Source organism: Frankia sp. AgB32, from assembly GCF_023243045.1.
Taxonomy (GTDB): domain Bacteria; phylum Actinomycetota; class Actinomycetes; order Frankiales; family Frankiaceae; genus Frankia.
Map to the genome: position 1 here is coordinate 62,183 of NZ_JALKFX010000027.1, position 14,621 is coordinate 76,803.

At 69.7% G+C, this 14,621-nt stretch carries 12 protein-coding genes and 1 pseudogene; 9 read left to right on the plus strand and 4 right to left on the minus strand.

The window, feature by feature from the left end; genetic code table 11:
* Nucleotides 1-44: 44 nt before the first annotated feature.
* Nucleotides 45-821 (minus strand): 2'-5' RNA ligase family protein, encoded by a 777-nt coding sequence (locus MXD60_RS10960; protein ID WP_308222433.1) that lies wholly within the window; start codon nucleotides 819-821, stop codon nucleotides 45-47.
* Between the two features lie 67 nt (nucleotides 822-888).
* On the opposite strand from MXD60_RS10960, the gene MXD60_RS10965 reads away from it, so the two are divergent.
* A complete protein-coding gene (locus MXD60_RS10965) occupies nucleotides 889-1,902 on the plus strand; it encodes a Gfo/Idh/MocA family oxidoreductase (protein ID WP_248818911.1) in 1,014 nt (337 codons plus the stop codon).
* 21 nt (nucleotides 1,903-1,923) lie between these two features.
* Here MXD60_RS10965 and MXD60_RS10970 read toward each other — a convergent pair whose 3' ends face one another.
* Nucleotides 1,924-2,355 carry a MarR family winged helix-turn-helix transcriptional regulator gene (locus tag MXD60_RS10970; protein WP_248818912.1) on the minus strand — a complete coding sequence of 144 codons (432 nt, stop codon included), beginning with the start codon at nucleotides 2,353-2,355 and terminating at the stop codon, nucleotides 1,924-1,926.
* A 311-nt stretch (nucleotides 2,356-2,666) separates the two neighbouring features.
* Here MXD60_RS10970 and MXD60_RS10975 point away from each other — a divergent pair, with 311 nt between their 5' ends.
* The 5 genes from MXD60_RS10975 to MXD60_RS10995 all read left to right on the plus strand — a co-directional run bounded on the left by MXD60_RS10975 (nucleotide 2,667) and on the right by MXD60_RS10995 (nucleotide 9,122).
* Nucleotides 2,667-4,538 carry a sensor histidine kinase gene (locus MXD60_RS10975; protein ID WP_248818913.1) on the plus strand — a complete coding sequence of 624 codons (1,872 nt, stop codon included), beginning with the start codon at nucleotides 2,667-2,669 and terminating at the stop codon, nucleotides 4,536-4,538.
* Complete coding sequence (locus MXD60_RS10980) at nucleotides 4,529-5,278, plus strand: response regulator transcription factor (protein WP_248818914.1); 750 nt, start codon at nucleotides 4,529-4,531, stop codon at nucleotides 5,276-5,278. The genes MXD60_RS10975 and MXD60_RS10980 overlap by 10 nt, the downstream gene beginning before the upstream one ends.
* 269 nt (nucleotides 5,279-5,547) lie before the next feature.
* On the plus strand, nucleotides 5,548-6,915 hold the full coding sequence (locus tag MXD60_RS10985) for a citrate synthase (protein WP_248818915.1): 1,368 nt from the start codon (nucleotides 5,548-5,550) through the stop codon (nucleotides 6,913-6,915).
* Between the two features lie 298 nt (nucleotides 6,916-7,213).
* On the plus strand, nucleotides 7,214-8,503 hold the full coding sequence (locus MXD60_RS10990; RefSeq protein WP_248818916.1) for an AAA family ATPase: 1,290 nt from the start codon (nucleotides 7,214-7,216) through the stop codon (nucleotides 8,501-8,503).
* Nucleotides 8,466-9,122: an RloB family protein gene (locus tag MXD60_RS10995; protein ID WP_283098185.1), complete on the plus strand. Its 657-nt coding sequence runs from the start codon at nucleotides 8,466-8,468 to the stop codon at nucleotides 9,120-9,122. Before MXD60_RS10990 ends, MXD60_RS10995 begins: the two co-directional genes overlap by 38 nt.
* A gap of 37 nt (nucleotides 9,123-9,159) precedes the next feature.
* On the opposite strand, the gene serC is transcribed toward MXD60_RS10995, so the two are convergent.
* Both serC and MXD60_RS11005 read right to left on the minus strand, forming a co-directional pair.
* Nucleotides 9,160-10,293, minus strand: a complete 1,134-nt coding sequence (serC, locus tag MXD60_RS11000) for a phosphoserine transaminase (protein WP_248818918.1) — start codon at nucleotides 10,291-10,293, stop codon at nucleotides 9,160-9,162.
* Nucleotides 10,286-11,395, minus strand: a complete 1,110-nt coding sequence (locus MXD60_RS11005) for a citrate synthase 2 (RefSeq protein ID WP_248818919.1) — start codon at nucleotides 11,393-11,395, stop codon at nucleotides 10,286-10,288. The genes serC and MXD60_RS11005 overlap by 8 nt, the downstream gene beginning before the upstream one ends.
* Before the next feature lie 381 nt (nucleotides 11,396-11,776).
* On the opposite strand from MXD60_RS11005, the gene MXD60_RS11010 reads away from it, so the two are divergent.
* The 3 genes and pseudogenes from MXD60_RS11010 to MXD60_RS11020 all read left to right on the plus strand — a co-directional run.
* Nucleotides 11,777-12,163, plus strand: coding sequence for a toll/interleukin-1 receptor domain-containing protein (locus tag MXD60_RS11010; RefSeq protein WP_248818920.1), 387 nt, complete (start codon nucleotides 11,777-11,779; stop codon nucleotides 12,161-12,163).
* 92 nt (nucleotides 12,164-12,255) lie between these two features.
* Entirely contained in the window at nucleotides 12,256-12,924 is a 669-nt protein-coding gene (pdxH, locus tag MXD60_RS11015; RefSeq protein ID WP_248818921.1) for a pyridoxamine 5'-phosphate oxidase, read from the plus strand.
* A gap of 758 nt (nucleotides 12,925-13,682) precedes the next feature.
* Nucleotides 13,683-14,621 (plus strand): annotated as a pseudogene (locus MXD60_RS11020) (hypothetical protein); the annotation flags it as partial.

A 14,621-nucleotide genomic window follows, 5' to 3' on the forward strand; every position in this document is an offset into this window, starting at 1 on the left:
GCGGTGACCGGGCCCCGGTCCAGGCCCGCACACCGCAGGACCGGTCAGGCCGGCCCTCGGCGGCCGGTCAGCCGCCAGGAGGCCTGTTCCTGGTAGTCCACGGGGCTGCCCGGCGGGCCGTCGACGCTGCGCATGAGCACGATCCGGTCGACGGTCCACGGCAGCGGCGCCACGTCGGCCCGCAGCAGCCCGACCAGCGTCTCCAGGTCACGATCGACGGAGCCGGGCACCCGGGCGAGGGTGAGGTGGGCGCGCAGCGGCCGGCTGTCCGCGCCGATGACCGCGGCGCGCTCCACCGCCCGTCGCACCCCCGTCGCCAGCGCGACCAGGGCCCGATCTCCGCCGATCGAGGTCCCCGTCAGCCCGGCCGCGCCGCCCGCCACCGCGCGCACGCCGGTCCACAGGACACGGTCGCCGAACCGCCCCCCGCCGACGGTCTCCACCGGGATCGGGGCGTGCCGGCGGGCCACCCGGGCAAGCCGGTCGTCGAGTTCCACCCGCCGCTCGTCCGGCACCGGGCCGAGGAACGCGAGGGTGACGTGCCACCGGTCACTCCCGGACCAGCGGAGTTCGGGCGCCGCCCGCCGGGCCCGAGCCGTCGCGACGGCCAACGCGTCGACGACGGTTGCCGGTGGCAGTACGGCGACGAACAGCCGGGCGGTCAGCGCGGTGTCCCCGGGCTGTCCGGATCGCGTCCGTCCGCGGTGCGGGCGGACGCGCCGGGTCGGGCCGTCCTCAGGATGGCGCGGGTGCCCGAGCTGAGTCTGCGTGTCATCGTGGCCCCACCTCCTCGGCCGAGCCGGCGGCGCGCATCCCGACACCGTCAGCTCCGCGTGACAATTGGCGCTGCTGCCCACCAGAGCGACCCGGCGGGGGCACTATCGAACCGTGACGACGCTTCCCGAGATGGTGCCACCGCGTGATCCGGTGCTGTCCGTGAGCTGGCGGGAACAGCGCCGCACCCACCGGCGCCGCCAGCCCGATCTGCCCCTCGCCATGGCCCTGGTCACCGACGGGTCCGACAGCACCACGGCCGGGGTGCTGCGGGAGGCCGGCGTCGACGTGGTCGGCCTGCTGGCACCGGAACCCCTCGAGTCGCTCGCCTGGGCCGCGGAGGCGGGGGTCCCCCGCGCCTACGCCGATCCGATCGCCATGCTGTCCGACGACATCGAGGCGGTCTGCGTGGAGACCCGCCCGCCCGGCTCCGACATCATCGCCCGGCGGTCGGCCGAGGTCGGCCTACACGTGCTGCTCGCCGGCCCGGCCAGCGCCGAGGCGGAAACCCTGCGCGCCGTCGCCGACCTCGCCGAGGAGGGCGACCTCGCCCACGTCGTCGCTCTGGACGGGCGAGCCTGGCCGGCGGCGACGCACGTCGCGGCCACCGTGTCCTCGCTCGGCCGGCTGACCCAGATGACCGTCGTGGGGGCGCCGACCGGGCCGAACGGCCGCGTCGAGATCGTCGACCTCATCATGCGCTGGTGCGGGGAGGTGCTGGCGGTCTGCGCGGACCCGGCGGCGATGCCCGCCCCCACCCTGACCCCGGACGCGCCGGTGACCTTGGCCCTGCTCACCTCGAGCGGAGCCACCGTCCTGGTCAACGAACGGATGAACGGACATCTCGACACGGCCACGATCACCGTGTGCGGCGAGGCGGGCCGGGTCGTCGTGCAGGGGCGCCGGATCCGCCGCCAGGACGTCGACGGGGTGCGTGACCTGGTCATGCCGGCCGCCGCGACCGCCCGCCCCGGCCTGATGGAGGCGACCTACGATGTCGTGCGGGTCACCGAGCTCGACGACACCCGGCTCGTGCGGGGCGCGACGTTCCACGACCTGCTCGCGGCGAACCGGCTGATCGCCGCCGCCGGTACCTCCCAACGCCGGGGCGGCTGGGTCGAGCTCTGACCGACCTGACCGACCCGGCCGTCAGGAGCCGGCGAGCGCCTCCAGGACGGGTGCGGCCCGCGTCAACGCGGCCACCTCGTCCGCGGTCAACGCGGCCAGCTGGTCGGTGAGCCACTCGTCCCGGCGCCGCCGGTCGTCGCTGAGCAGCGCCCGTCCCCGGTCAGTCACCTCGACGATCACCTGCCGCCCGTCGGTGGGATGGGACCGGCGTTCCACCAGGCCTTCCAGGGCCAGATGGGCGATCACTCGCGTCATCGACGGCGGTTGGACCCGCTCGTGGGCGGCAATCTCACCCAGTGTCATGGGCCCACGCCGCTCCAGCGAGGCGAGGGCCGACGTCTGCGTGGGGGTGAGCTGGCTCGATCGCTCCTGGCGCATCCGTCGGGACAGACGCATCACCGACAGTCGCAGCGCGGACGCGAGTTCGGCGTCGCGCGCCGTCCCGGTCTCCATTGTCCGACGGTACTCGCAGGTACTATTCGGATTGGGAGGGGCCCTCGCATTCCGGCCCGGACGGCCGTCGGGGCCAGCCACCCCCCGGCGGTAGCCGACCCCGACGCGGTCCGATGCCCCTGCGCGGACGACCGCGGTGGACGACGATCCGTGCCTCCAGGCTCCACCCTGGCACCAGTCCCTGACTTCGGGGCCAGCTCCACCGTGGGCCAGGGGTTCCCCACGACAAGATTGCGGGGTAACCCGCAGCTTGGGCCAACGCGTGTGCGACCCTTGTCGGGTGAGTTTCTGGCCACATAGCGTCGACTGACGTGCCTCATCCGCGCCTCCCCGACCGCCTCTCCGCCTGCGCCGCGAAGCACCGCTCCCTGTGCCTGGCTGTCAGCGGGTCGGTGACGGCTGCCCTCTCGATCGCCTGCGAGTGGCGGTCCTTCGGGCCCAGCCCGTTCGCCGCCAGCGTCAACGTGGCCGTGGCACTGGCCTTCGTGCTGACCGCCGCCATGCTCAACGGCGAGGAGACGCTCGGCAGCGTGACCGGCGCGCTCGCGCTGGGCGGCCTGCTCTGGCCGCTGTCGTGGACGGCGGGCTGGGAGACGGGCCCGTCAGCGTTGCTGTCGACCTTCGCCTACTCGCACTTCTGGATCTGCATCGGCTGGGGCGTCCTGCGCTACCCCACCGGTCGGCTGCGCAACAACGGCGAGCGGGCCCTGCTCGCCGCGGCCGTGCTGATCATCCCGTTGGCCAGCCTGGGACTGATCGGCATCTCCCGGCCCGCCTGGTTCGGGTATCGGGAGAACTCGGACGTCTGGTGGTACGGCTCACCGATCGACATCGGCACGTTCCATCTGGTCGTCGACGTGCTGGATGTCCTGACGGTCGCGCTCAGCGTCCTGTTCCTGCTGGTCGTCCGGAACCGCCTGCGGCGGTACTCCGAACTCGACCGACGGATCTTCCGGCCGGTGGCGCTCGCGCTGCTGGTGGCCTTCCTCATCGCGGCGACGATCAATGCCGTGGCCTACAACCCGAGCAGCCCCTACATCGGCCCGGAGTTCGCGGCCGTGTCGCTCACGCTGCTGACCATCCCGCTGGCGTTCGCGGCGGCGGTCCTGCGCCGGGTGTTCGTCCGGGCCCGGATCGCGCAGCAGCTCGCCACCCTGCCGAACCCGCCGACCGTGGGCGCGGTGCAGTCGGCGCTGCGCAACGCCCTGGACGACGACTCCGCCGAGATCCTCCTCTGGCTGCCCGAGGAGGAACACCACGTCGACGCCACCGGCACGACCCGTCGACCACCTGGTCCGCACGCGGCGGACGTCATCACGGAACTGCGAACGTCGACCGGCAGCCCGCTCGCGATGATCATCGCCGCACCGGCGATGCGCCGAAACCGCGACCTGGTCACAGCCGCGGTGCAGACCTGCGTGCTGGCGCTGGAGAACGCCCGGCTGCACGCCACGGTGGCCGCGCAGCTCGACGCGGTTCGCTCCTCCCGCGCCCGGCTCGTCGAGGCGGGCCTGCACGAACGTCGACGGCTCGAACGGGATCTGCACGACGGCGCCCAACAACGCCTGTTGGCTCTGGCCACCAGACTCGGACTCGCCCGGACGAAGGCAACCGATCCCGATACGATCTCGGCCATTGATGCTGCCCGGGAGGACCTGCGCCATGCCCTCGCGGATCTGCGCAGCCTGGCCCGGGGCATCCACCCGGCCCAGCTCAGCCAGGGTGGCCTGCGACCGGCTCTGGAGGCCGTCACGAACACGCTGCCGCTGGACGTCGGCCTGGACGTCACGACGGAGCGGTTCAGCGCCGTCCTGGAAGCGGGCGTGTACTACACGATCTGCGAGGCGCTCACGAACACGGTCAAGCATGCCGGCGCGGCGCACGCGGTGGTGACGGTCAGCCGCGTCGGCGAGGTCGTCCGCGCCGTCGTCGCCGACGACGGCAAGGGCGGCGCCACGACGGTCGACGGTGGTGGGTTGGCCGGCCTCACCGACCGGGTACGAGCCCTCGGTGGCACCCTGGAGATCACCAGCCCGTCCGGTGGCGGCACCCGGCTCGTCGCGGACATTCCGTGCGACCCACCCGCCACGGCGTCGTCGGGATGGAGCGGCACCGCCGTCACCGCGCCAAGGGTGCGACATGTAGTACCGCTCGACGAAGGGGGGATCGATCCATGCGGGTAGTGATCGCGGATGACTCGACGTTGTTCCGCGAGGGTCTGGCGATGCTGCTGACCAGCTCGGGCGTCGAGGTCGTCGCACAGTACGCCGATGCGAACGAGCTGGTACAAGGTCTGCCGGAGACCCGGCCGGATGCGGTGATCCTGGACATTCGGATGCCACCGACGTTCACCGACGAGGGTCTGGTGGCCGCGGAGCGGATCCGCGTCCAGCATCCCGGGACCGCTGTCCTGATGCTGTCGACCTATGCCGAGACGCCCTATGCGCTGCGTCTTCTGGGCGACGGCAGCGGAGGCCTCGGCTACCTGCTGAAGGACCGGGTGGACGACGTCGGGGCGCTGCAGGACGCCCTGCGGCGGGTTGCCGAGGGCCGGCTGGTGCTCGACGAGGAGATCGTCGCCGGCCTGCTCGCCCATCGGCGCCACTCGGACGAGCTGGCCCGACTGACCCCCCGGGAGCGCTCGGTGCTCGGGCACATGGCCGAGGGGCGCTCCAACCAGGGCATCGGCAGCCGGCTGCATCTCGCGCCGAAGACCGTCGAGAACCACATCGCGGGGGTGTTCAACAAGCTCGGGATGCCGGCCTCCGCGGACGACAACCGCCGAGTTCTCGCCGTGCTGACCTGGCTGCGCGCCGCCGGCGTCGGGACCGGGGAACCGCTTGCCGCGGCCGGGCGGCCCACCGGCCCGGCGGCCACCGGTGTACGTGGCGGCCAGGCGACAGACACCTCCCCGTTCGGGTAGGTAACGGACCAGCTCGCAGTCTCGCCGGAAACTCACCCAGCGTGCCCCACCGCGGGGCAGAGGTGGCGAGCGCGGCCGCCCGATCGGGGGTGGCGCAGCCCACGTGGGATGAGGCTCACCGATCACGCGCATGTGCAGGCGAGAGCGGCCAGACTTGGGAAGAACATAGTGAGCCAGCGAACCGGCGTGAGCGCTCCGTATCCGGATGCGCGCCCCGGCTGGGGCCAGAGCCGTTACCGACGGCATCGCCACCGCGAGAGGAGCCCGGCGTGTCCGAGCAGGTCAGCACACTGACTGTTACCGACAACCGAACCGGAAGGACCTACGAGATCCCGGTCTCGGATGGCACGGTACGCGCGAGCGCGTTTCGTTCGATCAAGACGGGCGACGACGACTTCGGTTTGATGGCCTACGACCCGGCGTTCACCAACACCGCCAGCTGTCGCAGCGCGATCACCTACATCGACGGCGACGCCGGCATCCTGCGCTACCGCGGCTACCCGATCCAGGAGCTCGCCGAGAAGAGCAGCTTCCTCGAGGTCTCGTACCTGCTGCTGGCCGGCGAGCTGCCGTCGTCCGACGAGCTGTCGACGTGGGAAGACGAGATCACGCACCACACCCTGGTGCACGAGTCGATCAAGAAGTTCATCGACGGCTTCCACCACGACGCGCACCCGATGGGCATGCTGGTGTCCACGGTCGGCGCGCTGTCGACGTTCTACCCGGACGCCAAGACGATCGACGACCCGGGCCTGCGCCGCCTCCAGATCGTGCGCCTGATCGCCAAGATCACGACGCTGGCGGCGTACTCGTACCGGCACTCGGTCGGCTTCCCGTACGTCTACCCGGACAACGACCTGTCCTACGCCGGCAACTTCCTCAACATGATGTGGAAGGCCACCGAGCTCAAGTACGAGCCGGACCCGAACCTCGAGCACGCCCTCGACGTGCTGTTCATCCTGCACGCCGACCATGAGCAGAACTGCTCGGCCAACGCGATGCGCGCGGTCGGCAGCTCGCAGGCCGACCCGTTCTCGGCCGCCGCCGCCGCCATCGCCGCGCTCTACGGCCCCCTGCACGGCGGGGCGAACGAGCAGGTCCTGCGGATGCTCGCCGAGATCGGTTCGGTCGAGAACATCCCCGCCTTCATCGCCAAGGTGAAGGACGGCAAGAAGAAGCTCATGGGCTTCGGCCACCGGGTGTACAAGAACTACGACCCGCGGGCCCGGGTGATCCGCCAGGTCGCCGACGAGGTCTTCAAGGTGACCGGGACCAACCCGATGCTCGACCTGGCGATGGAGCTGGAGCGGATCGCGCTGGAGGACGAGTACTTCGTCTCCCGCAAGCTCTACCCGAACGTCGACTTCTACACCGGCATCATCTACCAGGCCATGGGCTTCCCCGTGGAGATGTTCCCGGTGCTGTTCGCGATCGGCCGGATGCCGGGCTGGCTGGCCCAGTGGGAGGAGGGCCTGCTCGACCCCGAGCAGAAGATCGCCCGCCCGCGCCAGCTCTACGTCGGCTACGACCAGCGCCCGTACACGCCGATGGACAAGCGTGCCGCGGGCAGCGACGCCGACAGCGACCCGATCGCCGCCCAGGCCGCGCAGGCCGCCCCGGAGCGCCCGCTGCGCTGAGGCCCACGTTCCTGCTCCCCGCATGGAGAGTACGGGGCCTCGAATCGCCCACCGAGGGGCCGGTGAGCCTACCAGCTCACCGGCCCCTCGCCGTTGCGCACGCCGCCCAGAGCCACGACCCCGCTGCCCGTCGGAAGCCTCGCGAACATCGTGGTCTCTCACGCGTTCGTGCCCAGCCAGGCGGGAAGCGCTGGTCGACAGCCAGCCCGAACGGTACGATCGAGTGCAGTCACCGTGGCCGAAACGGCGAAGTTTGCTCATTTCCCAGCCCGAAACTGCAGCCCACGGGACGCCGAGGATGCTTCTGCGCTTCCGGGTGGCGAACCACCGGTCGATCCGGGACGAAGCGGAACTCTCGCTCGTCTCACCCTCCTTGCGAACAATCACTCCCCCAGGCGGCGACTGGGCCGCCGCCACGACTCGTGTCGCAGCCATCTACGGGGCCAACGCTGCAGGCAAGTCCAACCTGCTCGACGCCATCGACTTCGCCATCGGCGCGGTCCGCAAATCCGCAACGGCCTGGGCCGAGCGGGAAGTCTTTCCATTCCAACCTTTCCTGCTCGTTCCCACCGAGGATCGCGGCCCCTCGTTCTACGAGTTCTCACTGGTGGAGGGTGGCGTCCGCTACGATTACGGCTTCCGCTGCTCCGAACGTGGCGTGCACGAGGAGTGGCTTTTCAGCTACCCCGAGGGCCGACGCCGACGACTCTTCGTTCGACACGGTCCCGAAAATGTATCCATTATCTTCAGCCGGAACCTCAGCGGCGAGAACGCGGCACTGTCAAGCCTGGTGCGACCGCGCACCCTTTTTCTTTCGGTTGCCGCCAACGCCGAACATAAACTCCTCAAGATGATTCACCAAAATATCGTACAGCAATTCTACTATGCACGATACAATGAGTTCGATAAAAATTTTCCACTTGCAATGATTATGCAACAGATCGAGCGGGAAGATTCCCAAAAGAATGCGATTGCCCTACCGAAAATGGCCGACATTGGAATCGTTGGCGTAAGAACAGAGACGAAAAAGATCTCCGCCCGCCAAAAGGCGATTCTACTTGCTGCGCTTGGCCCTAAAGAAGTAGACACGCAAGCACTCGGCGAAGGCCAGAGGTTCCTCACTTTCACTCACGCGACGAAGCACGAGGCCGACTTCGAGATTCCGCAGGACGACCAGAGTAGCGGCACGCTGGCGTGGCTTGCGCTGGCGATGCCTGCGCTGCACGCCTTCCAGCACGGCGGCGTGCTGCTTGTGGACGAACTGGACGCGAGTCTTCATCCGCACCTGGCAGCCGCGCTCATTGGTATGTTCAAGGATTCGGAGATCAACCGTAGCGGAGCGCAGTTGGTCTTCACCACACACGGCACCGCGTTCATGAGTCCGGAATCTCCTGTGACCCTCGAGCCGGCGGAGATCTGGTTCACGGAGAAAGACGCGGACGGAGCGACCGAGCTGTACTCGCTGGCCGAGTACCCCACTCGCGCGTCGGACAACTTCTCCAGGCGCTATCTAGGCGGACGTTATGGAGCAATACCGATTATCGACCCGGATGCTCTCAGCGAGGTCCTCGGCGGGGCCAGGACATGAGCCCACGGACGCCACAACCGGCAACGGCGATCTACGGCGAAGACGCGGCGCTCGGCGAGAACACACTCGGATCCTGATCGTAACCGAGGGAAAAAACACGGAGTACCAGTACTTCAATGGGCTGGTGCGTACGCTGCGCGAGACAGGCGCTCGAGTGGTCAGCGCAAAGGTCATCGGGATCGGCAAGGATCCAGAATCACTCGTACGGAAGGCTCTTGCTTATCGCGACCGCGACGACGACCTAGATGGGTGCTGGTGTGTGGTGGACGTCGACGCCCATGCGAAGCTGCGGCAGAGCATCTCTCTCGCGGCGAAATCTGGGGTCATGCTTGCGATCAGCAACCCGTGTTTCGAAGTCTGGCTGCTCTGGCACTATGAAAATCACACCGGCCACATCGAAAGAGCGAACTTACGCCGGATGGTCCGCCGTTACGGACATCCAGACAACAAAAATCTTCCAACCAGTTTTCCGTTCGACAGAAACAGTGCCGCCTCCTCGCGAGCGGCCCAAGCAGCACCCGCGTGTGTGCCTGGAGCATGCGGGCCGAATCCGTCCAGTTCGGTGGTGACGCTGGTTGATCACATAACCGGTCGCACCAGCGGGCCGAGGAAAAGCTAAGTCCGCGGCCCGCCGGCACGTAGCGGAGAAACTCCGGTCAGAGGCGCTCGACGATGTAGTCGATGCTGGCGGTGAGGGCCTCGACGTCGGCGGGGTCGACCGCCGGGAAGCAGGCGACGCGCAGCTGGTTGCGGCCGAGCTTGCGGTACGGCTCGACGTCGACGACATCGTTGGCGCGCAGCACCTTCGCGACCGCCGCCGCGTCGACACCGTCGAAGTCGATGGTGACGACGACCTGGGAACGCTGCGCCGGGTCGACGACGAACGGCGTCGTGTACGCCGTCTTCTCCGCCCAGGTGTAGAGGGTCGAGGACGATTCGGCGGTGCGCCGCACGCACCAGTCGAGGCCGCCCTGGCCGAGCATCCACTCGATCTGGTCGGCGAACAGGAACAGCGTCGACACCGCCGGGGTGTTGTACGTCTGGTCCTTGCCGCTGTTGTCCCGCGCGGTCGTCAGGTCGAGGAACGGCGGGATCCACCGGTCGGTCGCGGCGATCTCGGCGAGCCGCTCGATGGCGGCCGGCGACATCAGCGCCGTCCACAGGCCGCCGTCCGAGGCGAAGCACTTCTGCGGAGCGAAATAATAGACGTCGGTCTCGGCGACGTCTACCGGCAGGCCGCCGGCCCCGGAGGTCGCGTCGACCAGGTGCAGCGCGCCGGAGTCGGCACCGACCGGGCGGCGCACCGGCCGGGCAACCCCGGTGGACGTCTCGTTGTGCGGGGTGGCGTAGACGTCGATGCCGGGTTCCGGCGCCCAGTCGGGATGCGTGCCCGGCGCCGAGGACACGACGGCGGGATCGGCCAGGAACGGCGCGCCCTTCGTCGTGTCGGCGAACTTCCCGCCGAACTCCCCGAAGACCAGATGCTGGGAGCGGGTGCGGACCAGGTTGAACGCGGCCGCGTCCCAGAACGCGGTCGCGCCGCCGATGCCGAGCACGACCTCGTAGCCGGCCGGCAGGGAGAACAGCTCGGCCAGACCGGCCCGAACCCGGCCTACCAGGCCCTTCACCGGCTTCTGCCGGTGCGACGTACCCAGGTAGGTCGGCCCGCTGGCGGCCAGCGCCGCGACCGCCTCGGGACGGATCTTCGACGGGCCACAGCCGAAGCGCCCGTCCACCGGGCGGAGGCTGTCGGGCAGTTCGATCGCGGGGGCCACGGCGGTGTCAGCCACGGGGCACCCCCGGATGAACGTCACCGAGCGGGCGGGGCGCGGGGCCGACATACCGCGCGGACGGACGGATCAGCCGCCCGGTGCGCTGCTGTTCGAGAATGTGGGCGCTCCAGCCCGCGGTACGTGCACAGGTGAACATGGACGTGAACATATGGGCTGGCACTTCCGCGAAGTCGAGCACCACAGCGGACCAGAACTCCACGTTCGTGCGCAGCGGGCGGTCCGGGAAGCGGTTGGTCAGTTCCTCGATGGCCGCCGCCTCCAGGGCCTCGGCCGCCTCGTACCGGTCGGATCCGAGGTCGCGCGCGGTGCGGCGCAGCACCCGGGCGCGCGGGTCCTCCGCGCGGTAGACCCGGTGCCCGAACCCCATCAGACGCTCCTTGCGGTCCAGCGCCCGGCGGACATATCCGAGCGGGTCCCCGGTGCGCTCGACCTCGTCGAGCATCGCGAGCACCCGGGATGGCGCGCCACCGTGCAGCGGCCCGGACAGGGCACCCACGGCGGCGGACAGCGCGGCGGACGCGTCGGCACCGGTCGAGGCAACCACCCGGGCGGTGAACGTGGACGCGTTCATGCCGTGTTCCGCGGCCGACGCCCAGTAGGCGTCGATGGCCTGGACATGCTTCGGGTCCGGGTCACCACGCCACCGGATCATGAACCGTTCGGTGATCGTGCGGGCCTTGTCGACCTCCTTCTGCGGCACCGCCGGCTGGCCGAGACCGCGGGCGGACTGTGCGACGAACGACAGCGCGACCACCGACGCCCGGGCGAGGTCGTCGCGGGCCTGTTCCGAGCTGATGTCGATCAGCTGCCCGAGCCCCCAGTAGGGCGCGAGCATCGCCAGCGCGCTCTGCACGTCCACCCGGATGTCACCGGAGTGCACCGGCACCGGAAACGGCTCGGCCGGCGGCAGACCGGGTTCGAACGACCCGTCGACCAGCAGCCCCCAGACGTGGCCGTAGTCCACCTTGCCGACGAGATCCTCAATATCGACGCCGCGGTACCGTAGCGCGCTGCCCTCCTTGTCCGGCTCGGCGATCTCGGTCTCAAAGGCGATCACGCCTTCCAGACCGGGCTTGAAATCGCTTGTCTTCTCGGCCATCGAGTCCGGATCTCCGCTTCTGTCCGTTGGTTCAACCGGCGGCCGTCAAGGTCCTGCCCCGTCGGTCCTGCTCCATCCGATCCTGCCCCGGCTCCTCCGGCGGCGCCAGAGCACCACGGCCACCCGCGCGCCGTCCGATCGCCACCAGACCCTCGATGCTCACGCTAGGTAAATGACTGACCACGCGAGCACCAAGGTGTAGCGCAAACTGAAGTCACTTTGTCCAATTAGATGGCTATTTGCGGGCAACTGCCTATCGCTAGTCAGGGGGACGATCCCCGCCGGCGGAACACCACCGGCTACGGTCATCCCGGGCGCATACCGCGAATGCCCAACGGTCATGGCAGGCATCAGCCTGAAACGGGAGACCTCGGGGGGACCATGGCGTTCGTCTTCATCAGTCATCGCGCGGCGGACATCGCCACCGCTGAGCGGCTGGGACGAGCAATCAGCGCCGTGGGTCACGCGGTGCACCTCGACCGCTGGGAGATACGCATCGGCGACGTCGTGCCCATGTTCATGAATGAAACTCTCGCCAGCGCGAACTATCTTGTACTCGGCCACTCGACCCTCGGAATACACGCACCCTGGATAGCGCAGGATTTCCTGCCGTCCCTGGCCGTGGAACTCAACACGCGGGGAATCGGCCTGCTCCCGGCGGTTCTGTCCGGCACCGAGGGGCCCACGCGGCTGGGCGGCCGGCCCTGCATCGACCTGACCACCGACTGGGATCGCGGCATCGCGACGATCCTGCGTCAACTCGGCTGACGGTCCGCGGCGCCTGGCACGATCCAGGGGTGTCCACCACTCCGAATGCCGGACCGACGCCGCACCCCAGGCCCCGCCCGGAGAACAGTACGGTGACCCCGCCCGACCCCGCCGAGCTTCGGCGGAGCTACGAGGCGGGCCGGTTGGAGCCGGAGCAGCTGGCGCTCACGTGGGTCGAGCAATTCGCCCGCTGGTTCGCCGAGGCGAGCGACGCCGGTACGCACGTGGGTCTCCCCGAGGCGAATGCCGCTGTCTTCGCCACCGCCTCGGCCACCGGCCAGCCCAGCGCCCGCACAGTACTCCTCAAGGGTTTCGACCACCGCGGTTTCGTGCTCTTCACCAACTACACCTCGCGCAAGGCGCGGGAGAGCGCGGAAAATCCCTTCGGTTCCCTCGTTCTGCCCTGGTACGGCCTGCAACGCCAGGTGGTCGCAATCGGAGCGGTCGAGCGCGTCAGCACGGCCGAAACCGAGCGTTACTTCTCCTCACGCCCCCGCGGATCCCAACTCGGTGCCTGGGTCAGCCACCAGTCGCAGGTGATCGAGTCCCGCGAGGTGCTGGACGCCCGCACCGCGGAGCTCTCCCGGCGATGGCCCGCGGGCACGCCGGTGCCGACTCCGCCGTTCTGGGGCGGTCTGCGCCTCGTGCCCGAGACCGTGGAGTTCTGGCAGGGGCGGGCCGACCGCCTGCACGACCGGCTGCGCTACCGGCGGGTCACCGAGGGAGCGGATCTGTGGGTCGTCGAACGCCTCTCACCCTGACCAGCGGGCCCGCGCCCGGCATCGGGGCTTTTTCAAGGAACGTCACAGCCCGCCAGCGACCTCGACAGATCTGATAAAGCCGCGTCGCCGCGGCCTGGCCGTCGGCCAGGGTGGCTCCCGTGCGGTCGACGCCTGTCCTCGGGATACCCCGCCAGGGGAACCTGCGCGGGTATCGCCGTTCGGGGGTCCACCGCAATTTCGCCACCCAGGGGCCGTGAGCTGGTGATACTCCTGGCTGAGGCCGGCCGGCGGAACCTGCCCGGACCCCTCGCCGCCGCACCGCTGCGCCCAGGACGAGCACACCCGCGGCCACCCCAGGTCCGTCGGATACGCAACCGGACGGCGCGCCGCGCCGGCACTCGCGCAGCACTTCGCGGTGCACAGTCCAGCGGTGGAAACGTTTTCTGCCCCGCGTCGGCGCGGAGGCGAAAACCGGCGGCCGGGCCCGCTCTCCGCCCCGACCCGTCGACCGGGATGACCTCCGGCCGTCGACAGCTTCGCGCACGTCGCCGCGCCGGCTCTTTCCGAACGACTTCTCCGGACCGCCGCGCACGGGCAATAGGAGGCTCAGAAGTGCACCCCCGGCTTCCCACTAAAAGGTAATTCCCGCCCCCAACGGCCCCGCTACAGCAGACCCGGCCTTTTCGTGCCGGCCGATGCGTTGCTACGTTCTTTCTCGATCAAGGCTTCCCGTCGAGGCTTTTCGGCCCGGCAGATGTCGAGGGGACGGATTTATGCGCAGGACCGGATCGCGGGCCATGGCGGCCGGCATTCTCGGGGCGGCGGTGATTGTGCTGGCTACACCCGCATCGGCAACGACGCCGAACCCCACGGCGACCGAGGCGGTCGCCGGCAGTCCGGCCTCGACGCCGGCGTCGGCGACCGCGGTCGCCGGATCCGCCACGCCTCTCCCGCCGGCGCCGGCCGCCGCGTCAGCCGAGGACAAGCCGACCACGACCGCATCGGCGGCCACGTCCGGCGGTGTCGCCGTGCCTGACATCGACGTCGACGTGGACGCCTCACCGGCCCCTGCGCCCGGGGGCGCGACGAGCGCGGGGGCCAGCCCCGGTGCCTCATCGACAGCGCGCAGCGCGGTCGGGTCGGGCGTCACGAAGGATTCCGGTCTGGTCGGCACCGGCGACAGGGATCTCGACAACTACCTCGATCTGCTGCCGTTCAAGATCCCGTTTGACAAGCAGGTCAACGGAATCAAGGACATCGACGTCAACCCGCTTGTCCTGATCTACAGGTGCAAGGGGGTCGAGGCGTACTGGGAGCTGAAGAACACCTCGATCAAGAGCTTCGGATTCGGCTGGTTCGACACGAGTCTGGGCGGCGGTGTCCTCGCCATCGGCCCGCTGCAGACCGTCGTGATCCCGTCGAAGGCTCTCGCCGTCATCGTGTCGCCCTGGGACGCCAGGACCAAGCGCCTGCTCGTGACCGTGCCGACGGTCGGCGTGGCGAAGTGCGGCGAAGGCATTCCGGCCATTCCGGTCGGCGGCGTGCCCACCGTCGGCCCCGTGGGCGGAGTTCCCGGCGGCGGCGTCCCCGGCGGCGGCGCTCCTGGTGGCGGTGTCCCCGGTGGCGGCACGCCCGGCGGGGGCGTTCCCGGAGGCGGAGCGCCCGGCGGGGGCGTTCCCGGAGGCGGAGCGCCCGGCGGGGGCGTTCCCGGAGGCGGAGCGCCCGGCGGGGGCGTT